Below are 23,566 nucleotides of genomic sequence, written 5' to 3' on the forward strand. Positions count from 1 at the left end.
TTACATTCACACTATCTGCTGTGAATATCACGCCGCTTTCACGACCAATGTCGTTCCCGCATGGGTCGTCCCTACAAGGGGATCAACCGCGATGACGGCCGCGGAAGTAGTTGATCAGGCCCTGGGTCGAGGCATCTTCGGCAGGCTCTTCGATACCGCCGGTCAGGCGCTGGTAGACACCTTTGCCCAGCTCTTTGCCCAGCTCCACACCCCATTGGTCGAAGGCGTTGATGCCCCAGATCACGCTTTGCACGAACACTTTGTGCTCGTACATGGCGACCAGTGCACCCAGCCGGCGCGGGCTGATGCGTTCGACCACCAGGGTGTTGCTCGGCCGGTTGCCGGGGATCACCTTGTGCGGCGCCAGCTTCTGAATCTGCTCTTCGGGCACGCCTTTTTCACGCAGTTCGGCTTCGGCCTCGGTGCGGGTTTTGCCCAGCATCAGCGCCTGGCTCTGCGACAGGCAGTTGGCGTACAGCCACTGATGATGGTCGGCAACCGGGTTGAAGCTGACGATCGGCACGATGAAGTCGGCCGGAATCAGCTGGGTGCCCTGGTGCAGCAACTGATGGTAGGCGTGCTGGCCGTTACAGCCCACACCGCCCCAGATCACCGGGCCAGTGTCGGTCGATACCGGGCTGCCGTCCTGACGCACGCTCTTGCCGTTGGACTCCATGTCCAGCTGTTGCAGGTGCTTGGTGATGTTGCGCAGGTAATGGTCGTACGGCAGGATCGCGTGGCTCTGTGCGCCCCAGAAATTGCCATACCACACCCCGAGCAGGCCCAGCAGCACCGGCATGTTCTGCTCGAACGGCGCGCTCTGGAAGTGCTGGTCCATGGTGTAGGCGCCCGACAACAGCTCCTTGAAGTTGGACATGCCGATGGCCAGCGCAATCGGCAGACCGATGGCCGACCACAGCGAATAGCGGCCACCGACCCAGTCCCACATCGGGAAGATGTTTTCTTCACGAATACCGAATGCCACCGCCGCCGCGTTGTTGCTCGACACGGCAATGAAGTGACGATGCAGTTCGGCTTCCGAGCCGCCCTGAGCCAGATACCAGGCCCTTGCCGCCTGGGCGTTCTTGAGGGTTTCCAGGGTGCTGAAGGATTTCGACGAGACGATGAACAGTGTGGTTTCGGCACGGATGTTCATCGACAGCTCGTGGAATTCACTGCCGTCGATATTGGCCAGGTAATGGCAACGTACGCCCTTGTGGGTGTAGGCCAGCAGCGATTCGGAGACCAGCTCCGGACCCAGGTAGGAGCCACCGATGCCGATGTTGACCACGTCGGTGATCGGCTTTTCGGTGTAGCCGCGCCACAGGCCGTCATGGATCCGGCCGACCAATTCGGTCATCTGGCTCAGCACCCGGTGCACTTCGGGCATGATGTTGGTGCCGTTGACCAGCAGCTTGTCACCCACCGGGCGTCGCAGCGCGGTGTGCAGCGCCGGGCGGCCTTCGGAGGCGTTGACCAGCTCGCCGTCGTACTGCGCCTTGATGGCTTCCTTGAGGCCCGCTTCCTTGGCCAGATTGACCAGCAACTCGCGGGTTTTGGTGGTGATCAGGTTTTTCGAGTAGTCGAGAAACAGGCCATTGCTGCTCAGGGTGAACTGGCTGAAACGCTGCGGGTCAGCGGCGAATGCATCGCGCATGCTGAAGTCTTGCATTGCCTGGCGGTGTTGGCTCAATGCCTGCCAGGCGGGCAGAGCGGTCACATCGGAAGGATTGCGGTAGTACGCCATCGCTTGGGGTTTCCTTTAACTTGAACTGCCAGTGGACATGTCAGGGCCGCAGCTGCGGCGGCCGTTGTGTAGCGCAGGCTCGACATTGGGGGCGCCGCTCAATGTACGGGCATTTCACGCCAGGGTGCCATCGATTACCACGCCAATCTGTAGGGCTATGGCACTGCTGTCCCAGCTTAGTTCATCGCAGGGCGCCGTTGCAGTAGCCAATGACGCCTCAGCGGCTCAGGTGCAGGTTGTCGATCAGTCGGGTTTTGCCCAGCAACGCTGCGCCAATCACCACCACATCGCGATCAGCCTCGGTGGCCGGGCGCAGGCTAGTAGCCTCGCGAATCTCCAGATAATCGACGCGAAAGCCAGCTGCCGCAAGCTCGTCGCGGCCACTGTCGAGCAAGGCTGTGAACCGGGTGTCACCGGCTTGCAGGGCATCGGCTATCGAGCGCAGTACCCGGTACAGGGCCGGCGCCTGGGCGCGCTGCTCATCACTCAGGTAACCATTGCGCGACGACAGCGCCAGGCCGTCAGCGGCGCGCACGGTGGGTTCGCCAATGATCTGGATTGGCATGTTCAGGTCGCGGACCATCGCGCGGATCACCGCCAGCTGCTGGAAGTCCTTCTCGCCAAATACCGCGACATCCGGCTGAACCATGTTGAACAGCTTGCTGACCACCGTGGCCACGCCTTCAAAATGCCCGGGCCGGCTGGCACCGCACAGACCTTCGGAAACCAGCGGTACGCTGACCCGGGTCTGCTCGCCCATGCCGTTGGGGTACATCTCGTCCACACCGGGGCTGAACAACAGGTGGCAGCCAGACTGCTGGAGCTTTTGCTGGTCGGCGGTGAGGGTGCGCGGGTAACTGGCCAGGTCTTCATTGGCGCCGAACTGCAGCGGGTTGACGAAGATGCTCGCCACCACGAAGTCAGCGTGTTCAGCGGCGCGGGCCACCAGAGTGGTATGGCCGCTGTGCAGATTGCCCATGGTCGGCACCAGCGCAATGCGTTTGCCGTCTTTACGTGCCTGGGCAATGGCTGCACGCAGTGCCTGAACGCTGTTGACTGTGTTCATGCCTGGAATCCGTGTTCAAGGGCAGGGAAGCTGAGGTCTTTGACTGCGGCTACATAGGCGCTGATGGCCGACGGGATATCCGGCTGGCCGACCATGAAGTTGCGCACGAAGCGGGCGACCCGGCCGCTGATCGACAGGCCGAGCATGTCGTGCAGCACCAGCACCTGGCCGTCGGTGCCGCTGCCGGCACCGATCCCGATGACCGGCACCTGGACGGCCTGGGTAATTTCCTGGGCCAGCTCGGTGGGCACGCATTCGAGCAGAATCATCGCTGCGCCGGCCTGTTCAAGGGCAATGGCGTCGGCCCGCATCTGTCGGGCCTGGGCTTCGAGCCGGCCCTGAACTTTATAGCCGCCCATCACATTGACGGTTTGCGGGGTCAGGCCCAAATGTACGCACACCGGAATACCGCGGTCGGTGAGCTGGCGTACCGAGTCGGCCAGCCATGCAGCACCTTCGACCTTGACCATGTGCGCGCCGGCCCGCATCAGCGTGGCGCTGTTGAGCAGGGTTTGCTCAATGCTGGCGTTGGCCATGAAGGGCAGGTCAGCGAGCACCAGCGCGCCTTGATTGCCACGGCTGACACTGGCGACGTGATACGCCATGTCGGCCACAGTAACAGGCAGGGTGCTGTCATGGCCCTGCAGGACCATACCCAGCGAGTCACCGACCAGCAGGACTTCGACGCCCGCACCACTGGCGACATGGGCGAAAGTCGCGTCATAGCACGTCAGCATGGTGATCTTTTCACCCTTTTGCTTGAGCGACTGCAACGACGTAACGGTTGTAACCGGCATGTAGAGTTCCTCCATCACCAGGCGTTGTAAATCCTCGGGATTTATCCTGGAAAGCAGGCACACCGTCGTGTCGCGGTGTTTTGCAAAGGCCTGTCTTGTGCCCATTCGCCAGCAAGCCGGCGCGGGAGGCCTATCTTCGTGAGGCGGGAGTGTGAAGTCAATTGGAGGTGTTACCCGTTACGAGGACGCTTCTAAAAACTTCTTTTATAAGCGCCCTCTGGGCATTAAAGGATTGCTACTGCAAGGCTGGCAGGCGCTCAAGGCCTTCGAAGGGGCAGGCGGCCAGCATCTGGTCGAGGCGGCGGCCGTCTGGCAGTTGCAGGTCGGCGTCCAGCTCGGCCAGCGGATAGAGCACGAATGCCCGGGCCTGCATGTGGTAATGCGGCACCTGCAGGCGCGGCACATCGATCAACTGCTTGCCGAACAACAGGATATCCAGGTCCAGCGTACGTGGCCCCCAGCGCTCCAGGCGCTCGCGGCCTTGATCGAGTTCTATGGCCTGCAGGGCGTCGAGCAATTGCAAGGGCGCCAGATCAGTATCCAGTGCCGCCACCGCATTGGTGTAGCGCGGTTGGCCGGGCAGCAATGAGTCGCTGACGTAGAACGACGATACCCCAGCCAACCGGGTGCCGGGCAGCCGGGTCATGGCTTCAAGGGCGTTGCGCAACTGCGCCGCCGGGTCGGCCAGGTTGCTGCCCATGCCGATATAGGCGCGTTCAGTCATTGAACAGGTCTGCATCGTCGCTGCCGCGCTTGCGTTTCGAACCGCTGCGGCGGCGCTTGCGCGGGCCGTTGCCGGTTTCGTCGGACTTGCTGCTCAGGTCGCTGATCATGTGCCGCCGTTCGCTGTCGTTGGCGTCCTGATAATCGGTCCACCATTGGCCCAGACCATCGGTCTGTTCGCCAGCGGTTTCACGTAGCAACAGGAAGTCGTAACCGGCGCGAAAGCGCGGATGGTCGAGTAACTGGTCGGCGCGTTTGCCATAACGGCGCGGCAAGCGTTCCTGCATGTCCCAGATCTCGCGGATCGGCAGGGTGAAACGCTTGGGGATGGCAATGCTGCGGCACTGTTCGACGATCAGTTCGTGAGCAGCGTCCTGCATCGCGGTGATCGGCGGCGTGCCGCGCTCTTGCAGGCGCAGTACCCGGGCCGGCAAGGCTGGCCAGAGCAGCGCTGCGAACATGAAGGCCGGGGTGACTGGCTTTTCCTGACGCACCCGCAGGTCGGTGTTGGCCAGCGCCTTGCTGATCAGCGTATGGGTGTAGGTCGGGTTGTATTCCAGCGCCTTGGCGGTGGCCGGGAACAGCGGGTCGAACAGCTCAAGGTCGACGAGCATTTCGAAAGTGATCTCGCCATGCCCGGACAGGAACAGCTTGAGCGACTCCTCGAACAGCCGTGCCGCCGGGATATCGCGCAGCATCGGTGCCAGCGGCCGGATCGGCAGCATGCTGTGTTTTTCGATGCCGAAGTTCAGCTTGGCCGCAAAGCGCACCGCACGCAGCATGCGCACCGGGTCTTCCTTGTAGCGTTGCTCCGGGTCGCCGATCAGGCGAATCAGCCGATTGCGAATATCGTGTACACCGTTGGCGTAATCGAGGATGCGCTCGGTCACCGGGTCGTAGTACAGCGCGTTAATAGTGAAGTCGCGGCGCTGTGCATCGTCTTCCAGGGTGCCGTAGACGTTGTCACGCAGGATCCGGCCACTGGAGTTGCGCGATGACTGGTGGGTGTTTTCTTCTTCATCTTCGTCGGGATGATTGGCGCGAAAGGTCGCAACCTCGATGATTTCCCGGCCGAAGTGGATATGCACCAGCTTGAAGCGTCGGCCAATGATGCGCGCATTACGAAACTCGGCGCGGATCTGCTCGGGCGTGGCACTGGTGGCAACGTCGAAGTCCTTGGGGTTGATCTGCAGCAGCAGGTCGCGAACGCAGCCGCCGACCAGATAAGCCTGGTAGCCCGCGCTTTGCAGGCGCTCGACGATGTTCACCGCATGGCGGCTGAACTGAGCGCGTTGCAGCGAATGCTGATTACTATTGAGCACGATCGGCGTTGAACGCGTGTGTTGCTGCGGCGTGCGCAGTGGAGAACGAAATGACTGGAACAGCTTCTTCAGCATGGGATGCACTGTTTGAAGGAATATTCGGCCAAAAATGGAGAATGACCGCATGATGGGCGGGGATTCTAGCATTTGATCGAGCAATGGTGTAGGAAGCCGTCTAAGCGGGAGGTAGGCCGCGTGCTGCGGGCCTTGTAGGCAGGGTGACAGAAGTCCGGAAGCTACTGGGGGAGCCGAAGCTCCCCCAAAGTGCGTGCTCTTTATTTTTATTATTGAGTCGGGCTTCTTGTTTTTGTTGAGTGCCCATTCACAAGGCTTTGTGCCTGTGAAACCTCTCAAACCGAGAGTAAAGAGCAAACGGATTGCTTTGGTCGCTGTCTTGCAATGATCAATCGATCCAACCAGTTCAGGTGCTACCTTGGGGTAGTTTTTGTTGTTCTCAGCCTGGTCGTGGGGCAAGCCCCAAATACAACACCTCTCCAAAAGAATCAGTTAGCTGCGCCTCCGCCGTGTTGTTCTTGTTATGCGTGAGTCGATTCGTCTTGTTTTTATTATGTGGCTGGTACAGGTTTTTATTTTTCTTGTACTAAGCATATAGCAGAACACGTGCCAACTTTTTGAAGTCCTTGTAAATCAAGGGTTTGGCCGTGCCGTGATTGCAAGGGGGCGAAAAAAAGCCGGGATTTCGTTACCGTAAACCCCGGCTTTTGTTACGTCTGGATAAGGATCGGTAACAGTTTTGCTCGCTGGGCGGGAACTGTTACCTGGTCACGCGATCAGGTTTCGTTGGTGACACCCTTGCGCCGTGGTATGCCCAGGCGCTGGCGGCGCTCCCAGAGGCACTTGCGGCTCACGCCCAGTTTGCGCGCCAGTTCGGTTTCGGTCATGTGATCCTGGTGTTCAAGGACAAAATGCTGGAAGTAGTCTTCCAGCGACAGGTCTTCACTGGGATCCTGATTGGCCCCGCTTGCGCCATTGGGCAGCGGCGCCAGGCCGACGAAATCCACCTCGTCCAGATCACTCAGCTCAATGTCGATGCCTAGCAGGTCGGCAGAGATTTCCGCCGACTCACTGAGAATCACCGAGCGCTCGACGGCGTTTTCCAGCTCGCGCACGTTACCGGGCCAGCTGTAGTGATGGATGGCCTGCTCGGCATCGGCACCGAAGCGTAGTTCAGGGCGTCCGGCCTTGGCGCTCTGCCGGGCCAGAAACGCGCGGGCGATCTCCAGCACGTCGTTACCACGCTCGCGCAGCGCCGGCAGCTTCAAGGCAATCACATGCAGGCGGTAATAAAGGTCTTCGCGGAATTCGCCGTTTTTGGCCAGGGTCTTGAGGTCGCGGTGGGTCGCAGCAATCAGGCGCACATCGACCTTTTGCGATTGCACCGAGCCGACCCGGCGAATTTCGCCTTCCTGCAAGACGCGCAGCAGCCGTGCCTGGGCCTCCAGCGGCAGCTCGCCAATTTCGTCGAGAAACAGCGTACCGCCATCGGCCGCCTCGACCAGGCCTGCACGGCCGGCACTGGCCCCGGTAAAGGCGCCTTTTTCATGGCCGAACAGTTCCGATTCAATCAGCGATTCGGGAATCGCCGCGCAGTTGACCGAGATCATCGGCGCCTTGGCGCGGCGCGAAAGGTTATGCAGGGCGCGCGCGACCAGCTCTTTACCGGTGCCGGACTCGCCCTGGACCAGCACGTTGGAGTCAGTGGGCGCAACCTTGCGAATCTTGCCGTACAGGTCCTGCATCGGCGGGCAGGAACCGATAATGCCGATTTCGCCATTGGCGTTGGCGGCGGTCGGTTTATCCGCTGCGCTGGCAGCCTTGCCGTTACTGCGCTCGGCGGCCTGGGGTTGTGACTGGGGTTGCGCCGATTGGCGATCGCGCAGGATTCGCGCCACCGCCTGAAGCATCTCGTCGTGGTCAAAAGGCTTGGCGATGTAATCGACCGCGCCCATTTTCATCGAGTCGACGGCCGAGCGTAGGCTGGCATAGCTGGTCATGATCAGCACCGGCTTGCCTTCGCCAAGCTTGATCAGTTCGGTGCCCGGAGCGCCGGGCAGGCGCAGGTCACTGACGATCAGGTCAAACGATGGAATGCTGAAGCGTTCCTGAGCTTCCTGCACCGAGCCGGCTTCGCTGACCTGATACTGATTGCGCTCCAGTAAGCGACGCAGCGCCGAGCGGATGATGGTTTCGTCTTCGACGATCAGAATATGCGGCATTGATTCGGTTCTCTCGACGGTCTCAGTTCACGGTGGACGTCGCTTCGACATGTCGCGGTAGCGTCACCCGGATACGGGTGCCTCGTTGCCGTACAGGATCGGCCGGACTGTCGATGGTGATTTGTCCATAATGCTCTTCAACGATGGAATAGACCAGAGCAAGCCCCAGCCCAGTGCCTTCGCCAGGATCTTTGGTGGTGAAGAACGGTTCGAACAATCGGTCCATGATTGCTTTCGCAATACCACTGCCTTCATCTTCGACGATCAGGTCCACGGTATGTTCAGAGGCTTCGCTCATGACCCGCACGGCACTGCCGGCCGGGGATGCGTCGCGTGCGTTGGACAGCAGGTTGATCAGCACCTGAGCCAGCCGCTGCGGGTCGCCATCGGCCCAGTGGTCGGGGTCGCAGAGGTTGTAGAACTGTATTTCAAAGTTGCGCCGGTTGAGTGCCAGCAGACCAATGGCATCCTGTGCGACTTCGGCCAGGCACACCGGTTCGTCGCTGTTCTGGTGTGCGCCGGCGTGGGCGAAGCTCATCAGCGACTGGACGATGCGTGATACACGCTTGGTCTGTTCGATGATCTGGCTACTGATTTCCGCCAGTTCCGGTTCGTCTTCGCGTTCTTCGCGCAGGTTCTGCGCCAGGCAGGCGATACCGGTGATCGGGTTGCCGATTTCGTGGGCCACCCCGGCGGCCAGTCGGCCAATGCTGGCCAGGCGCTCGGAATGCACCAGCTTGTCTTCGAGCATCTGGGTTTCGGTAAGGTCTTCGACCAAAAGCACCAGGCCACTGTTACCGGGCGCCAGCGGCTCGTCAATGGCCGCCTTGTGCAGGTTCAGCCAGCGAATCTGGCCCTCCAGCGACAGCCGCTGTTTGTGCAGGTGTTCGTCAGGCACGCTGATGAAGCTGCTCAGCAGGCCTTTCCAGGGCTCGGCAATGGTCTCCAGCCGCGAGCCCACCACATGCTGGGCAGGGACGCCGGTCAGTTCTTCCATGGCTCGGTTCCACATCAGGATTTCCTGATCCTTGGCCAGCGAGCAGACCCCCATGGGCAGTTCCTGCAGGGTCTGGCGGTGGTAGCGACGCAAGGCATCGAGTTCCGCGGCCAGGCCGGTGAGGCGCGAGTGGTAGTCCTCAAGCCGGCTTTCGATGAAGTGGATGTCTTCGGTCACGTACTTTTCGCCGCCGGACTTATACGGCAGGAACGTTTCGACCATGTCCTGGGCGACGCTTGGGCCCATCAGGCCGGACAGGTTGGCTTCGATCCGGTCGCGCAGGCGGCGCAAGGCATACGGGCGGCGTTCGTCGAAGGGCAGGTACAGGTCACGCAGTGCCTGCTCAACCTCTTTTTGTGCGGCCTTGCCGCCCAGCGGCTTGGCCAGTTGGGTGGCGAATTCCTGAGGCGAGGCGACGAACAACTCACGGCGTTGTGGGCGGCGCACGTTATCCACAGCACAGGCTTCGGCGGCACTGGCCTCTTCGGCGCTGGCGTTGGTGAACAGCGACACCAGGGTGAACATCACCACGTTGGCCGCCAGTGAGGCGATCGCCGCCATGTGCCAGCTGGTGTCATCCAGCACATAGATCATGTTCAGCATCGGAATGTAGAAGCCTTCGAGATTGCCCAGCAGCGGCAACAGCATGCTGAACACCCAGACCGTGATGCCGGCCAGGATTCCGGCGATAAAGCCGCGTCGGTTGGCGGTCGGCCAGTACAGCACCGACAGGACGCCGGGCAGGAACTGCAAGGTGGCGACGAAGGCGACGATGCCCATATTGGCCAGGTCTTGCTGGGCGCCGAGCATCAGGTAGAAGCAGTAGCCGGCAGCGATGATGGCGATGATCAGCGCGCGGCGGGTCCATTTCAGCCAGCGATAGATATTGCCCTCGGCCGGCGGCTGGTACAACGGCAGCACCAGATGGTTGAGCGCCATGCCCGACAACGCCAGGGTGGTGACGATAATCAGCCCGCTGGCTGCCGACAGGCCGCCTACATAAGCCAGCAACGCCAGTGATTTGCTGTGCGCGGCCATGCCCAGGCCCAGGGTGAAGTATTCCGGGCTGGTCGGTGCGCCGAGTTTCAGACCGGCCCAGAGAATCAGCGGCACGGCGAGGCTGATCAGCAGCAGGTAGAACGGCAACCCCCAGCTGGCGCTGACCAGCGCGCGCGGGTTGAGGTTTTCGGTAAAGGTCATGTGATACATGTGCGGCATGACGATGGCCGAGGCAAAGAACACCAGCAGCAGGGTGCGCCACGGGCCTTCCTGCAATGGGGTGTGCAGCGAGGCCAGGGCGGTCTGGTTCTGCAACAGCCAGAGTTCCAGTTGTTGCGGGCCGCCGAACACCGTGTACAGGGCGTAGATACCCAGAGCGCCCAGCGCGACCAGTTTGATGATCGATTCAAAGGCAATCGCGAACACCAGGCCCTGATGCTTTTCCCGGGTTGCGATATGCCGCGAGCCAAAGAAGATCGTGAACAGGCTGATCAGGGCGCAGAATGCTACGGCGACCCGATTGCGCACCGGTTCACCGGTCAGAATGCCGATCGAGTCGGCCACGGCCTGAATCTGCAAAGCCAGCAGCGGCAAGACGCCGATCAGCATGAATATCGTGGTCAGGGCGCCTGCCCAGGTACTGCGAAAGCGAAACGCGAATAAGTCGGCCAGCGACGAAAGCTGATAGGTGCGGGTGATTTTCAGAATCGGGTAAAGCAGCACCGGCGCCAGCAGAAACGCCCCGGAAACACCCAGATAGGTCGCCAGAAAACCATAGCCATACTGATAGGCCAGGCCCACCGTGCCGTAGAACGCCCAGGAGCTGGCGTAAACCCCAAGCGACAGGGTGTAGGTCAGCGGGTGGCGAATGATCCAGCGTGGGATCAGGCCGCGCTCGCTGATCCAGGCAACGCCGAACAGCACCAGCAGGTAGGCCGTGCTGACCAGCAGCATTTGGGTCAGGCTAAAGCTCATCGGCGTCTCGCTGGCTTTGCAGAATGAACGTCACCACGATGAGAATCAGCCAGAGCATGTATGGCCGGTACCAGGCGCCTGTTGCGTCGATCCACCAGTCCATGATGGCTGGCGAAAACAGATAGATGCCCACCACCAGCAGCAGGACCAGTCGGTAGATGTACATGGCGCCTCCTTGAACCAGGTGTCTTGGGTGGGTGAGGAGCGGCATGTTAACCAATGCGGTACAACCTGCAAGCGCCGATTTCAGCAGAATTCGGCAACCGCTCTGGATCAGTCTATTCCAGACTCCGCAATGACTGAAAGCCTGGGGATTTGCCCGGCATCCCAGTGCTGCACCGCCCAGTTGAGTACTTCCTGCGGCGTACCATAGAGCAGTTGTTCGTCAGTGGGTTGCCCAAGTGCGCGCAAGGCTCGCAGCAGCAACGGGGTGGCCTGGTCGGCGGGCAGCGGGGGCGAGCGGTAGGACTTGCCGAGTTTGTGGCCGTCGGGCTGGGTAATCAGTGGCACATGCAGGTAGCGCGGTTGGGCAATGCCGAGCAGCTCTTGCAGGTACAGTTGCCGAGGCGTGGAGTCGAGCAGGTCGGCGCCGCGCACAATGTTGTTGATACCTTGCCAGGCGTCGTCGATGACCACCGCCAGTTGATAGGCGTAAAACCCGTCGCGGCGGCGAATCACAAAATCACCGGCCTCGCGGCCCAGATGCTGGCGATACTCACCCTGTACCCGGTCGGTAAAGCGGTACTCAAGCTCCGGTACGCGCAGCCGGATAGCACCGTCATCCGGGGCGTGGCCGAGGTTGCGGCACAAGCCGGGGTACACCCCGTCATAGGCTTGCAGCTGTTTACGCGAGCAGGTGCAGGTGTAGGCCAGCCCTTGGCTGAACCAGCGCTCAAGAATCTGGGCATAGGCGTCATGGCGTTCGCTCTGGCGCACGCAGTCGCCGTCCCATTCAAAACCGTAGGCTTCCAGGGTTTGCAAAATGGCGGTCTGGGCGCCGGCCACTTCCCGTGGCGGGTCCAGATCTTCCATGCGCATCAGCCACACGCCGTTGGCTGCGCGGGCGTCCAGATAAGAGGCCAGGGCAGCGACCAGTGAGCCGAAATGCAGATAACCGCTGGGGGTGGGTGCGAAGCGCCCGACGTAAGAAGATTTGTTCATGCGGCGATAATAACGGCTCAACAAAAAAGACGCCGAAGCGTCTTTTTATTGCAGGGGCGGCAGGCTTACTTGCCGACCTGCTTTTCCTTGATTTCTGCCAGGGTCTTGCAGTCGATGCACAGGTCGGCAGTCGGGCGGGCTTCGAGACGGCGAATGCCGATTTCAACGCCGCAGGACTCGCACCAGCCGTACTCTTCGTCGAGGATCAGTTGCAGAGTCTTGTCGATCTTCTTGATCAGTTTGCGCTCGCGGTCACGGGCACGCAGTTCAAGGCTGAACTCTTCTTCCTGACTGGCGCGGTCGGCCGGGTCGGGGAAGTTTGCCGCATCATCCTTCATATGGTCTACCGTGCGGTCGACCTCCTGCATCAAGTCACTTTTCCACTTGTTGAGGATTTTGGTGAAGTGCGCGCGCATAGGCTCGCCCATGTACTCTTCGCCCTTGGTTTCTACATAAGGCTCGAAACCGCTGATTAGATTCTGTTGCTTTTCTTGCGTGGGCATGTAGGGACCGCCTCTCACTCTTCTAATCTGTTGCGCAGGATGTTCCATCACCGACACCCGTCGGCCCTGCAGGTGCAAGCCGGCGAACTTACCAGATCAATTCGCCGTCCGCTACTCCCGGTTGTCGTGCATGGCACCGGGTTGTGAACGAGCCGTTAAAGTCTGGTTGCCGACAATCAAACCTAGAACATTAAAGCGCACCAGAGTTTCTTTTTTATTTTTGTTAATGCACCTTTTTGCGGCACTTTGATCACCCTGCGGCGGCCAGCTCATGGGTAGAATCGTGTCTGCCTGCCCGTTGCACAAGGCAAATCAACGGGAGCCTCTAGCAACATCGGCGCGGCAGCCAGCGCAAGCCGCGGGTAACACCGCAGGCGCCCAGCCAGCAGGCAGTTTTCAGAGGTGCCCGAATGTCCAATTTCAAAGGAACGCCCATGGTCCAGCACTACAGTGCGCGCAGCCGCGCCATCGAACCCTTTCATGTCATGGCCTTGTTGTCGCGCGCCAATGAACTGCAGGCGGCCGGGCACGATGTGATCCACCTGGAAATCGGCGAGCCCGACTTTACCACCGCCCAGCCGATCGTTGCGGCGGGCCAGGCTGCCCTGGCCGAGGGCAAGACCCGCTACACCGCAGCCCGCGGTCTACCGGAGCTGCGCGAGGCGATCGCCGGGTTCTATGCCCGGCGCTACAGCCTGAATATTGATCCGCAGCGTATTCTGATCACTCCGGGTGGCTCGGGTGCGCTGCTGCTGGCCAGCAGCCTGCTGGTCGATCCGGGTAAGCACTGGCTGTTGGCTGATCCGGGCTACCCGTGCAACCGGCATTTTCTGCGCCTGGTTGAAGGCGGCGCGCAACTGGTCCCGGTCGGCCCCGATGAGCGTTATCAGTTGACGCCGGGGCTGGTCGAGCGTTTCTGGAATCAGGACAGTGTGGGTGCATTGCTGGCATCACCGGCTAACCCGACCGGCACCTTGCTGCAGCGCGATGAGCTCAAGGCATTGTCCACGACCCTCAAGGCGCATCGCGGCCATATGGTGGTCGACGAGATCTACCACGGCCTGACTTACGGCACCGAGGCCAGCAGTGTCCTGGAAGTGGACGACGATGCCTTCGTGCTTAACAGTTTTTCCAAATACTTTGGCATGACCGGCTGGCGGCTGGGCTGGCTGGTGGCACCGCCAGCGGCAGTCGGTGAGCTGGAAAAACTGGCGCAAAACCTCTATATCAGCGCGCCGAGTGTGGCGCAGTACGCTGCGCTGGCCTGTTTCGAAACGCCGACTCTGGAGATTCTTGAACAGCGCCGTGCCGAGTTCGGCCGGCGCCGTGATTACCTGCTACCGGCGCTGCGCGAGTTGGGCTTCGGGATTGCCGTGGAGCCTGAAGGCGCATTTTATCTGTATGCTGATATCAGCGCGTTCGGCGGCGATGCCTTCGCGTTCTGTCAGCATTTCCTGGAAACCGAACATGTGGCCTTTACTCCGGGGCTGGATTTCGGCCGCCATAAAGCCGGCCATCACGTGCGCTTTGCCTACACCCAAAGCCTCGAACGCCTGGAGCAGGCGGTCGAGCGTATTGCCCGTGGCCTGCGTAGCTGGAGCGCCTGATGCGCTTTGATCCTGCACTTGAACAAGGCCGCCTGTTGCAGCGCTACAAGCGTTTTCTGGCTGATATCGAAACCGACAGCGGCGAACGCCTGACCATTCACTGCCCCAACACCGGCTCGATGCTTAACTGCATGCAGCCCGGTGGCCGGGTGTGGTTCAGTCGCTCCAATGATCCCAAGCGCAAACTGCCGGGCACTTGGGAGATCAGTGAAACGCCGCAGGGGCGGTTGGCGTGCATCAATACCGGACGGGCCAATACGCTGGTCGAAGAAGCCCTGCGTGCCGGTGTCATCAGCGAACTCAACGGCTTTACCGCCCTCAGGCGCGAGGTGCCTTACGGCCAGGAAAAAAGCCGGGTGGATTTTCGCCTGCAATACCCACAGGGCGACCTGTACCTGGAGGTCAAGAGCGTCACCCTGGGGTTTGATGATTCGCCGGTAGCGGCATTTCCCGATGCGGTGACCCAGCGTGGTGCCCGGCACTTGCGTGAACTGGCGGCGTTGGCGCGCGAGGGCGTTCGCGCCGCCTTGCTGTACTGCGTGAATCTGGCCGGCATCGAAGCGGTGCGCCCGGCTGCGGAGATCGACCCCGTCTACGCTGCGGCCTTGCGTGAGGCCGTGGCCGCCGGAGTCGAGGTGCTGGCCTACGGTGTGGACATCAGCGCCGAGGAGGTCCGTCTGGTCCGGCGCCTGCAGGTACGGTCGCTCTGAGCGGCTGATCAGTCGGGCAGTATCCAGATGCCCTGGCTGTCTTCCCGGCAGGGTACGGCACTGAGAAACTGGCCTTCGCAGGGGCCGACCACGCATTCACCACTCTCAATCAGAAACAGTGCGCCGTGGCTGGCGCACCGGATCAGGCTGGCGGAGTCATCCAGGCAATGATCTGTTTGCCAATGCAGCGGTATGTTCCGGTGCGGACAGCGATTGCGATACAGGTACACCTGCCCATGCCTGCGCACCGCCAGCAACTGTAGATCGTCCAGGCTCAATGCCTGGCTGCTGCCTTCGGCGAGTTGGCTGGAAAGGCAAAGTAACTTCATTGTGCTTGACCGTTAAATGCAAACAATTATCAAATGTCGTCGATTCGCAACGGCTCCATGAGTCGCTGCGCCCGTATTCAATAAAAGGAATTCTTGCATGTCTCTGCGCGCCTTGCTGGTCGCCCTGTGTGTCAGCGTGCTGACGGTGCCAATGGCCACGGCAGCCGAGCCACCTGCGCGGCTGGTCAGTGCCGGCGGCGCAGTGACCGAATGGATCGTCGAACTGGGCGCTCAGCCCAGCCTGGTGGGGGTCGACACGACCAGTCAGAACCCCGAGTCGCTCAAGCCCTTGCCGCGTATCGGTTATCAGCGTCAGTTGTCCGCCGAAGGGATTCTCAGTCTGCGTCCGGACGCCATGGCGGGCACCGACGAAATGGGGCCGCCGGCGGTGCTTGAGCAGTTGCGCGCAGCCGGGGTGAGAATCGAGGTGTTACCGGCGCAGCCTGAACTCGACATTCTCAAGGACAACCTGCAGCGCCTGGGTCATTTGCTCGGTGTGCCGGAGCGGGCCGCCGAGTTGAGCGAGAACTTTACCAGCCAGCTTGATACCCAACAACGATGGCTGACCGAGGCACGCCGCCGCCAGGCGGTTCCCGGTGTCCTGCTGCTGGTCGGCCACGGCGGTGGCAAGCCGATGGTGGCCGGCACCGGTACGGTGGGAGACTGGCTGATCAGGCAGGCCGGTGGCCGCAATCTTGCGAGCCACCACGGCTACAAAGTGGTTTCCAGCGAAGCCATGGCCGGACTTGCCGCCCAGGTGCTGATCGTCGCTGACCGGACCCTGACCGGAGAGGCGGCCCGCCAGGCGCTGCTCAAAGAGAATCCGTTGTTGACAGCCATGCCGGCGGTGCGTGACAAGCGAGTGATCGATCTGGATCCGACGTTGCTGGTGGGCGGGCTGGGGCCGCGCCTGCCCGAGGCGCTGTTGGGCGTGTCCAAAGTCTTTTATCCGCAGCCATGAAGCGCGCGTTATCGGCGCGGCTGCTGTTTACGCTGCTGATTGGCCTGTGTCTGCTGGCGACCCTGTTATCGCTGGCCATGGGGCCGGTCAGGCTGCCGCTCAACGACACCCTGGCGGCGATCGTGCGGCTGGCGGGCTGGCCGTTGGCGGGGGAGGCCGGCCAGGCTGAGCTGATCATCGGCCAGATCCGCTTGCCACGCACCTTGCTGGGGCTGGCGGTGGGCGCGGTATTGGCGATGTCCGGGGTGGCCATGCAAGGCCTGTTTCGCAACCCCTTGGCCGACCCGGTGCTGGTTGGCGTGTCCAGTGGCGCTGCGCTTGGTGCAGCACTGGCCATCGTCGGCGGTATCTGGTGGGCCAGCCTGCCCACGGTGCTGCAGCCTTATCTGGTGTCGCTCAGCGCGGTCGCCGGTGGTTTGCTGGTGACCGGGATCGTTTATCGCCTGGGCCGCCGCGACGGCCAGACCAGCGTCGCGACCATGTTACTGGCCGGCATCGCGTTGACTGCCTTGGCGACCTCGGTGATCGGTTTGCTCACCTATCTGGCCGACGATGCGACCCTGCGCACTTTGACCTTCTGGAACCTGGGCAGCCTCAATGGCGCCAGTTATGTGAGGTTGTGGCCGTTGTTGCCGGTCTGCCTGCTGATCATTCTCTGGCTGCCGCGCCGCGCCAAGGCGCTCAATGCGTTGCTGTTGGGCGAGTCAGAGGCGCGTCACCTGGGGGTTGATGTTCAGGCGCTCAAGCGTGAGCTGGTGTTCTGCACGGCGCTGGGGGTCGGCGCAGCGGTGGCGGCTGCCGGGTTGATCGGCTTTATTGGCCTGATCGTCCCGCACCTGGTGCGTCTGCTCTGCGGTCCGGATCACCGGGTCTTGCTACCCGCCTCGGCATTGGCCGGTGCCAGCCTGCTGCTGTTCGCTGACTTGTTCGCCCGCCAGGTTCTGGCACCGGCCGAGTTGCCGATCGGGATCGTTACCGCGCTGCTGGGCGGGCCGTTTTTTCTTTATCTGCTGGTACGGGGAGCGCGTTGATGCTGCGGGCCGAGAATCTGCACATTGTGCGTGGCGAGCGCAGCGTGCTCAGCGGGGTCGATTTGCAGCTGCAAGCCGGTCAGGTGCTCGGCGTGCTGGGGCCTAACGGCGCAGGCAAGAGCAGCCTGCTTGCTGCGCTGAGCGGTGACCTCAAGCCGGCTCAGGGCCGGGTGTGGCTGGCTGACAAACCGCTGCAGCAATGGGCTGCCGAGGAGCGCGCCCGGCGTCTGGCCGTGCTGCCGCAAAGCTCGACGCTGAGCTTTGCCTTTCGGGTTGATGAAGTGGTGGGCATGGGCCGGTTACCCCACGTCACTGGCGCCGAACAAGATGCGCGGATCGTACAGGCGGCCTTGCAGGCCGCCGATGCCCTGCATCTGGCCGAGCGTGGCTACATGGCGCTGTCGGGGGGCGAGCGCCAGCGGGTGCATCTGGCACGGGTGCTTGCTCAGCTCTGGCCGGGTGACGGTGATTGTGTGTTGCTGCTCGACGAGCCCACCTCAATGCTTGACCCGCTGCATCAGCACACCGTCCTGCAAGCGGTGCGACGCTTTGCCGAGCGCTCGGTGGCGGTGCTGATCGTGCTCCATGACCTGAATCTGGCAGCGCGTTACTGCGATCGCTTGCTGCTGCTCAATGAGGGCAGCGTGCATCTTGCGGGGACGGCGTCTGAAGTCTTGCAGCCGGCAGCGCTCAAGCAGGTGTTTGGTCTGGACGTGCTGGTGCAGGCGCATCCGGAGTTGGGGCATCCACTGGTGATTGCCCGCTGATCCTGAGTCAGACATTTCCTGCATTCATGTAGCTCTCTTCCCTGAATCTGGTATGCCAGATTCTTACCTTGGCGCCTCGGTTATTGTCCTGCCCATCCTTTTCCTGATGGGAGATGCACGCAATGAGCGACGATGCCGAGCAACTGGCGCTCCGGGCCCTGGAGATGCTGGAACTGCTGGCCCTCAACCACGACGATAGCGAAGAGCGGATCATTAACCTCTGCAAGCGTGCCCTGACGCCGGTCGGCGCGGTGGCGGCGGTCTGTGTGGCGCCACGTTTTGTTTGCCTGGCCCGGACTGCTCTGGACCGTTTGCGAGCGCGGCAAGTGCGGGTGGTGGCGCAGGTCAATTTCCCATGGGCCAACGACAGCGTCGATATGGTGGTCCGGGAAACGCGTGCGGCGCTGGTTTCTGGTGCTGATGAAATCGACGTGGTGTATCCGTTTCGCACCCTGCTTGCCGGTAACGCCCCGCTGGTAACGGAGTTGCTTGCTGCGTGCAAGGCCGAGTGCGGCAGCCGCGCCAGTTTTACTGTGACCCTGGAAGCCGGCGAGTTGCGCGACCCGCAGTTGATTCGCAGCGCCTGCCGTGACGCCATAGCCGCCGGCGCGGATTTTCTCAAGAGCTGCACCGACCGCCTGGTGGCACCGGTCAGCCCACAAATCGTGCGGATCATGCTGGAGTCGATAGCGGAAACGGGAGGGCTGGTGGGCTGCAAGATCGTTGGCGGGGTCCGTACCCTCAATGACGCCAGACCGCTCATGAGTCTGGCCAGCAGCCGCTTCAGCAGCGCCTGGTGTTCGCCGCAGCGGGTCCGGATCGGCGGCTCTGTGCTGCTCGATGACTTGTTGGTGAGTTTGGGTGTACTGGAGGCGGGCAGGTATTGAGCAGGCAAAAAAAGACCCGGCAAAGTGCCGGGTCAAAAACCGTGATTAGCCTGATGAGGAGATAATCTGAGAGTCCGAACCAAGGTCTTTCAGGTTACCGACCAGTCTCGCGACCAGTTGTGATAATCATAACGATTCTCATTTCGAAGTCAACAGTTGTTTTATTAATTTTTTGCAATGGCGCTGCGCGACGAATCCAGCCGTCAACTCAGTCTTGTCGAGCCGTCGGGACAAACAAGCGGGAAACGGGGGGAGGCAAACGTGCAGCGACCCGCCTGCGTTGCGCAGGCGGGTTACAACCAGAACCGCTCAGCGGGTGCGGTAGCGCAGGCGGGTACCGAAATTCACCGACATAAGAATCTCATCGGCGGTCAGTTCCGGTGGGAAGTAGGCTCCGGAAATCTGCGCGTGAGCAATGCTGGCGCCTTCCATCGGGATGTTGCGCAAATCCAGGCCGCGTAAGTCGGCAGAGCGGAAGTAGGCATCGGTAAAGTCGATACCGGTAGTGTCCAGATCACGCAGGTCCAGGCCACGGAAATCACCACCACGCAGGTCGATCACGCCGTCCCTGGGTTTTTCCCTGTTGAAGCCGTCCACATCATCCTTGCGCAGTAACAGATACAGCGGTGAGTCGATCTGTTTGGGCTGGCTCATAGCATTAACTCGGGTTCGTTGGATTTATGGCGCCATTATATCGCCACTATCTGGGGGCCGTGAAGCAGCATCTGCTCAACGGCTCTTCAGCTATTTACAGGCCTGGCAGGCGCTGGCGCAGTTCATCGGCGAGATTGTCCAGGTCGCTGCCGACATGGGTCTGGATGCGCTGGCTGAGCAGGACTTCTTCGGCGCTCAGCGGCTCGCGGGCAGCCTGTTGGGCCTGTACCACTTCCAGAGTCGCTTCGGAGGGGTCGCCGCCTTCGGTCTGGCGCTGCTGCAACCACTGCTCGATAACGGCCTGGGGCGCTTCACAGTCGAGGATCAGGAACGGCACGCCGTTTTCCTCTGCGACATGTGCAGCAGTCTGACGCTGCGCCTGCTTGAGGAAGGTGGCGTCCAGAACCACCGAAAAACCGGCGTGCAGAACCTGGCTGGCCAGTTCGTTCAGGCGGCTGTAGGTGGCTGCACTGGCATCGCTGCCGTAGCGCTCGCCGCTCTCGCTGCTGAACAGGCGCTGGCGCTCAACGTCCGAACGCAGGCGAATGGCCCCCAGCGATTGGGTCAGGCGCAGCGCCACCTGGCTTTTGCCGACTGCCGAGACACCGTGGGTGATGGCCAGAAAGCGCGAAGTGATGGCGCTGTAGCTTTCTGCGAGGTTGGCATAGTTGCGGTATTGAGCGAGCACGGCGGCGCGGCGTTCGGCGTCCGCATCCGGCCCCAGGCCAAACAGCGCGACCTTGGCGCGAACCAAAGCGCGGTAGGCCTTGTAGAAGTTCAGCAGCTCCAGCCCCTGGTAGTCGCCGGTCAGTTCCAGGTATTCGCTGATCAGGCGGTTGGCCAGTGGTTTGAGGCCGCGGTCTTCCAGGTCCATGGCCAGGAAGCCGATGTCGGCGTAGACGTCGGTCTTGCGGAACGGCTCGTTGAATTCGATGCAGTCGAACAGCACGACCTTACCGTCGATCAGCGCGGCGTTGCCCAGGTGGATATCCCCATGGCACTCGCGGATAAAACCTTCGGCCTTGCGTTGAACCAACAGGGGCCTGAGCCGCTCAAAGCTCGACTCGGCCCAGGCCTGCAGTGCTTCAAGCTGCTGCAAGTCGGCTTTTTCGCTGATCATTGGCCGGATCTGTTCGAAATTCTGGGTCACCGGGGCCATGACGCTGTCTGGCGAGCCAAGCTCGGTTTCGTCGCCGACCTTCGGCGCTGACAGGTGGAAGCGGGCGATCTGGCTGGCCAGTTCGCTGATGTGTGCCTGAGTCAGTTCGCCGTTGGCCTGCATGACGTTGAGCAGGCCGCTTTGCGGGAACTGGCGCATCTTGAGGGCGTATTCGATGGCCGGGCCTTCGCCGCCCAGTTGCGGCGCTTCGGCTGAGCCGGTCAGTGGCAGCACTTCAAGGTACAGGCCTTCGGTGAGGCGTTGGTTCAGACGCAGCTCTTCATGGCAAAAGTGCTTGCGTGACTCCAGGCTGGTGAAGTCCAGGAAGCCAAAGTTCATCGGTTTCTTGATTTTGTAAACGTAAGGGCCTGTGAGCAGCACCCATGAGATGTGCGTTTCGATGACCTGGAAGTTTTCCACCGGATGGGGAAACAGGGCAGGGTTCTGCAGGGCTGCAATGAGTGACTGGCTCACAGGTGATCCTTCAAAATGTTTGGAATTTTAATGCCTCAAGCCGGCCATTATGGCTGCTTGGCCCAGCACTGCAAACCGCTGGCCGAGGCGTCTGTCGAACCTTTTTAAAGTGCGTATAATCCGCGCCCATGACTCGATCCCGTTCTTCCCGTACCTCCAAGAAACGCCCACCCACCAGCAGGCTGCGTACCTGGCTTGGCTGGGGGCTGAAACTCAGCATTGTCGGCCTGGTTATCCTGGCCGGTTTCGCGGTGTATCTCGATGCCGTGGTCCAGGAGAAATTTTCTGGCAAACGCTGGATGATTCCGGCCAAGGTTTATGCCCGGCCGCTGGAGCTATTCGTCGGCCAGAAGCTTAGCCGCGACGATTTTCTGATTGAGCTCGACGCGCTGGGCTACCGTCGTGAAAGCGTGGCCAATGGTCCCGGGGCCGCAGCGGTCAATGGCAATACCGTGGATCTGAACACTCGCGGTTTTCAATTCTATGAAGGTGCCGACCCTGCGCAGCAGATTCGCGTGCGTTTCTCCGGTGACTTTGTCGCCGACCTGAGCGCTGCCAATGGTGCCAAGCTGGCGGTGGCGCGTATGGAGCCGCTGTTGATCGGCGGCCTGTATCCGAAAAATCTCGAAGACCGGATCCTGATCAAGCTTGATCAGGCGCCGCCCTACCTGCTCGACGCGTTGGTAGCGGTCGAAGACCGCGACTTCTATAGCCACTTTGGCGTGTCGCCCAAATCCATTGCCCGGGCGATCTGGGTCAACACCTCGGCCGGGCAGATGCGCCAGGGCGGCAGTACCCTGACCCAGCAGTTGGTAAAAAACTTCTACCTCACCAACGAGCGCAGCCTGTCACGCAAACTCAATGAAGCGATGATGTCGGTGCTGCTTGAGGTGCACTACAGCAAGCAGGAAATTCTCGAGGCTTATCTCAACGAGGTGTTCGTCGGCCAAGACGGCCCGCGCGCCGTGCATGGCTTTGGTCTGGCCAGTCAGTATTTCTTCAGCCAGCCGCTCTCGGAACTCAAACTGCATCAGGTGGCGTTGCTGGTGGGTCTGGTCAAGGGGCCGTCGTATTACAACCCGCGGCGCAACCCTGAGCGTGCTCTGGAGCGACGTAACCTGGTGCTCGACCTGCTGGAGCAACAGGGGGTCGCCACACCGGAAGCGGTGGCGGCTGCGAAGAAAATGCCACTGGGTGTAACCCGCACTGGCAGCCTGGCGGACAGTTCGTTCCCGGCTTTCCTTGACCTGGTCAAGCGTCAATTGCGCGAAGACTATCGCGACGAGGACTTGACCGAAGAAGGTCTGCGAATCTTCACCAGTTTCGATCCGATCCTGCAAATGAAGTCTCAAGCCGCGATGGATGAGACCTTCAAACGTCTGGCCGGGCGCAAGGGCGCCGATGAGGTCGAGTCGGCGATGGTGGTGACCAACCCGGAAACCGGTGAGGTTCAGGCTTTGCTTGGCAGCCGTCAGGCCGGTTATGCCGGGTTCAACCGGGCCATTGATGCGGTGCGGCCGATCGGCTCGCTGGTCAAGCCGGCGATCTACCTGACGGCACTGGAGCAGCCGAGTAAATACACCCTGACCAGTTGGGTGGCCGATGAGCCATTCCAGGTCAAAGGCGCCGATGGCCAGGTCTGGAAGCCGCAGAACTACGACCGCAAATCCCACGGCAACATCTTCCTGTATCAGGGGCTGGCGCATTCCTACAACCTGTCCACGGCCAAACTGGGTCTGGAGCTGGGTGTGCCGAACGTGTTCAAGACCCTTAACAAGCTGGGCGTGACGCGTGAATGGCCGGCCTATCCGTCGATGCTGCTGGGCGCTGGCGGCCTGACGCCGATGGAAGTGGCAACCATGTACCAGACCATCGCCAGTGGCGGCTTCAACACGCCGATGCGCGGCATTCGCAGTGTATTGACCGCCGAGGGCGAGCCGCTCAAGCGTTACCCGTTCCAGATCCAGCAGCGCTTCGATCCGGGCGCGATCTATCTGGTGCAGAACGCCATGCAGCGGGTCATGCGGGAAGGTACTGGCAAGTCGGTCTACAACGTGTTGCCGGGGTCGTTGAATCTGGCTGGCAAGACCGGCACCAGTAATGATTCGCGCGACAGCTGGTTTGCCGGCTTCAGCCAGGACACCCTGGCCGTGGTGTGGATGGGCCGTGACGACAATGGCAAGACCCCGTTCACCGGTGCGACCGGTGCGTTGCAGGTCTGGACCAGTTTCATGCGCAAGGCCGAGCCTTTGCCGCTGGACATGGCAATGCCGGACAACGTGGTGCAGGCCTGGGTGGATGCCGCGACAGGGCAGGGTTCCGACGCCAGTTGCCCGAACGCGGTGCAGATGCCGTATATTCGCGGCAGCGAACCGGTGCCAGGCGCAGCCTGTGGCAGCGGTCCGGCCCCGGCCGAGGCCGTCATGGACTGGGTCAAGGGCTGGCTGAACTAAGCAAAGA

Annotated in this window: 21 protein-coding genes; 7 read left to right on the forward strand and 14 right to left on the reverse strand. The window is 61.4% G+C overall.

Translation table 11 applies throughout. The features are described 5' to 3' along the window. Positions 1–82: 82 nt before the first annotated feature. The 11 genes from pgi to NRB16_RS00540 form a co-directional block, all read right to left on the reverse strand. Positions 83–1,747, reverse strand: a complete 1,665-nt coding sequence (pgi, locus tag NRB16_RS00490; protein ID WP_257105227.1) for a glucose-6-phosphate isomerase — start codon at positions 1,745–1,747, stop codon at positions 83–85. A 217-nt stretch (positions 1,748–1,964) separates the two neighbouring features. Then, positions 1,965–2,813: a pantoate--beta-alanine ligase gene (panC, locus tag NRB16_RS00495; RefSeq protein WP_045483560.1), complete on the reverse strand. Its 849-nt coding sequence runs from the start codon at positions 2,811–2,813 to the stop codon at positions 1,965–1,967. Further along, positions 2,810–3,610 (reverse strand): 3-methyl-2-oxobutanoate hydroxymethyltransferase, encoded by an 801-nt coding sequence (panB, locus tag NRB16_RS00500; RefSeq protein WP_045493853.1) that lies wholly within the window; start codon positions 3,608–3,610, stop codon positions 2,810–2,812. Before panB ends, panC begins: the two co-directional genes overlap by 4 nt. A gap of 235 nt (positions 3,611–3,845) precedes the next feature. Then, positions 3,846–4,334 (reverse strand): 2-amino-4-hydroxy-6-hydroxymethyldihydropteridine diphosphokinase, encoded by a 489-nt coding sequence (folK, locus tag NRB16_RS00505; protein WP_257105228.1) that lies wholly within the window; start codon positions 4,332–4,334, stop codon positions 3,846–3,848. Then, positions 4,327–5,730, reverse strand: coding sequence for a polynucleotide adenylyltransferase PcnB (locus tag NRB16_RS00510; RefSeq protein ID WP_045483558.1), 1,404 nt, complete (start codon positions 5,728–5,730; stop codon positions 4,327–4,329). Before NRB16_RS00510 ends, folK begins: the two co-directional genes overlap by 8 nt. A gap of 716 nt (positions 5,731–6,446) precedes the next feature. Further along, a complete protein-coding gene (locus tag NRB16_RS00515) occupies positions 6,447–7,892 on the reverse strand; it encodes a sigma-54 dependent transcriptional regulator (RefSeq protein WP_045483555.1) in 1,446 nt (481 codons plus the stop codon). Positions 7,893–7,914: 22 nt separating this feature from the next. Further along, positions 7,915–10,863, reverse strand: coding sequence for a sensor histidine kinase (locus NRB16_RS00520; protein ID WP_045483552.1), 2,949 nt, complete (start codon positions 10,861–10,863; stop codon positions 7,915–7,917). Next, on the reverse strand, positions 10,853–11,029 hold the full coding sequence (locus NRB16_RS00525) for a hypothetical protein (RefSeq protein ID WP_002552060.1): 177 nt from the start codon (positions 11,027–11,029) through the stop codon (positions 10,853–10,855). The genes NRB16_RS00520 and NRB16_RS00525 overlap by 11 nt, the downstream gene beginning before the upstream one ends. A gap of 107 nt (positions 11,030–11,136) precedes the next feature. Next, positions 11,137–12,024, reverse strand: a complete 888-nt coding sequence (gene gluQRS, locus NRB16_RS00530; RefSeq protein ID WP_257105229.1) for a tRNA glutamyl-Q(34) synthetase GluQRS — start codon at positions 12,022–12,024, stop codon at positions 11,137–11,139. A gap of 65 nt (positions 12,025–12,089) precedes the next feature. Further along, positions 12,090–12,527, reverse strand: a complete 438-nt coding sequence (dksA, locus tag NRB16_RS00535; RefSeq protein WP_045483546.1) for an RNA polymerase-binding protein DksA — start codon at positions 12,525–12,527, stop codon at positions 12,090–12,092. A gap of 111 nt (positions 12,528–12,638) precedes the next feature. Beyond that, positions 12,639–12,800, reverse strand: a complete 162-nt coding sequence (locus NRB16_RS00540; protein WP_158497582.1) for a hypothetical protein — start codon at positions 12,798–12,800, stop codon at positions 12,639–12,641. A 161-nt stretch (positions 12,801–12,961) separates the two neighbouring features. On the opposite strand from NRB16_RS00540, the gene NRB16_RS00545 reads away from it, so the two are divergent. Together NRB16_RS00545 and sfsA are read left to right on the forward strand one after the other, a co-directional pair. Beyond that, positions 12,962–14,134 (forward strand): pyridoxal phosphate-dependent aminotransferase, encoded by a 1,173-nt coding sequence (locus NRB16_RS00545; protein ID WP_045483544.1) that lies wholly within the window; start codon positions 12,962–12,964, stop codon positions 14,132–14,134. After that, positions 14,134–14,844 carry a DNA/RNA nuclease SfsA gene (gene sfsA, locus NRB16_RS00550; RefSeq protein ID WP_257105230.1) on the forward strand — a complete coding sequence of 237 codons (711 nt, stop codon included), beginning with the start codon at positions 14,134–14,136 and terminating at the stop codon, positions 14,842–14,844. Before NRB16_RS00545 ends, sfsA begins: the two co-directional genes overlap by 1 nt. Positions 14,845–14,852: 8 nt before the next feature. On the opposite strand, the gene NRB16_RS00555 is transcribed toward sfsA, so the two are convergent. After that, positions 14,853–15,173 (reverse strand): Rieske (2Fe-2S) protein, encoded by a 321-nt coding sequence (locus NRB16_RS00555; protein WP_253116266.1) that lies wholly within the window; start codon positions 15,171–15,173, stop codon positions 14,853–14,855. Positions 15,174–15,270: 97 nt separating this feature from the next. Here NRB16_RS00555 and NRB16_RS00560 point away from each other — a divergent pair, with 97 nt between their 5' ends. The 4 genes from NRB16_RS00560 (at position 15,271) to deoC (ending at position 18,819) form a co-directional block, all read left to right on the forward strand. Further along, positions 15,271–16,134: a hemin ABC transporter substrate-binding protein gene (locus NRB16_RS00560; protein WP_257105231.1), complete on the forward strand. Its 864-nt coding sequence runs from the start codon at positions 15,271–15,273 to the stop codon at positions 16,132–16,134. A gap of 50 nt (positions 16,135–16,184) precedes the next feature. After that, on the forward strand, positions 16,185–17,165 hold the full coding sequence (locus tag NRB16_RS00565) for an iron ABC transporter permease (protein ID WP_257105398.1): 981 nt from the start codon (positions 16,185–16,187) through the stop codon (positions 17,163–17,165). Next, positions 17,165–17,932 carry a heme ABC transporter ATP-binding protein gene (locus NRB16_RS00570; protein ID WP_257105232.1) on the forward strand — a complete coding sequence of 256 codons (768 nt, stop codon included), beginning with the start codon at positions 17,165–17,167 and terminating at the stop codon, positions 17,930–17,932. The genes NRB16_RS00565 and NRB16_RS00570 overlap by 1 nt, the downstream gene beginning before the upstream one ends. Before the next feature lie 113 nt (positions 17,933–18,045). Further along, positions 18,046–18,819 carry a deoxyribose-phosphate aldolase gene (gene deoC, locus NRB16_RS00575; RefSeq protein ID WP_257105233.1) on the forward strand — a complete coding sequence of 258 codons (774 nt, stop codon included), beginning with the start codon at positions 18,046–18,048 and terminating at the stop codon, positions 18,817–18,819. Between the two features lie 309 nt (positions 18,820–19,128). On the opposite strand, the gene NRB16_RS00580 is transcribed toward deoC, so the two are convergent. Beyond that, positions 19,129–19,473, reverse strand: coding sequence for a pentapeptide repeat-containing protein (locus tag NRB16_RS00580; RefSeq protein WP_045483522.1), 345 nt, complete (start codon positions 19,471–19,473; stop codon positions 19,129–19,131). A 94-nt stretch (positions 19,474–19,567) separates the two neighbouring features. After that, complete coding sequence (locus NRB16_RS00585) at positions 19,568–21,106, reverse strand: bifunctional aminoglycoside phosphotransferase/ATP-binding protein (RefSeq protein ID WP_045483519.1); 1,539 nt, start codon at positions 21,104–21,106, stop codon at positions 19,568–19,570. Positions 21,107–21,234: 128 nt separating this feature from the next. On the opposite strand from NRB16_RS00585, the gene mrcB reads away from it, so the two are divergent. Beyond that, entirely contained in the window at positions 21,235–23,559 is a 2,325-nt protein-coding gene (mrcB, locus tag NRB16_RS00590; protein WP_045483516.1) for a penicillin-binding protein 1B, read from the forward strand. The last annotated feature ends 7 nt before the right edge of the window (positions 23,560–23,566 follow it).

The organism is Pseudomonas sp. LJDD11, assembly GCF_024584215.1.
In the GTDB taxonomy this organism is placed as follows: domain Bacteria; phylum Pseudomonadota; class Gammaproteobacteria; order Pseudomonadales; family Pseudomonadaceae; genus Aquipseudomonas.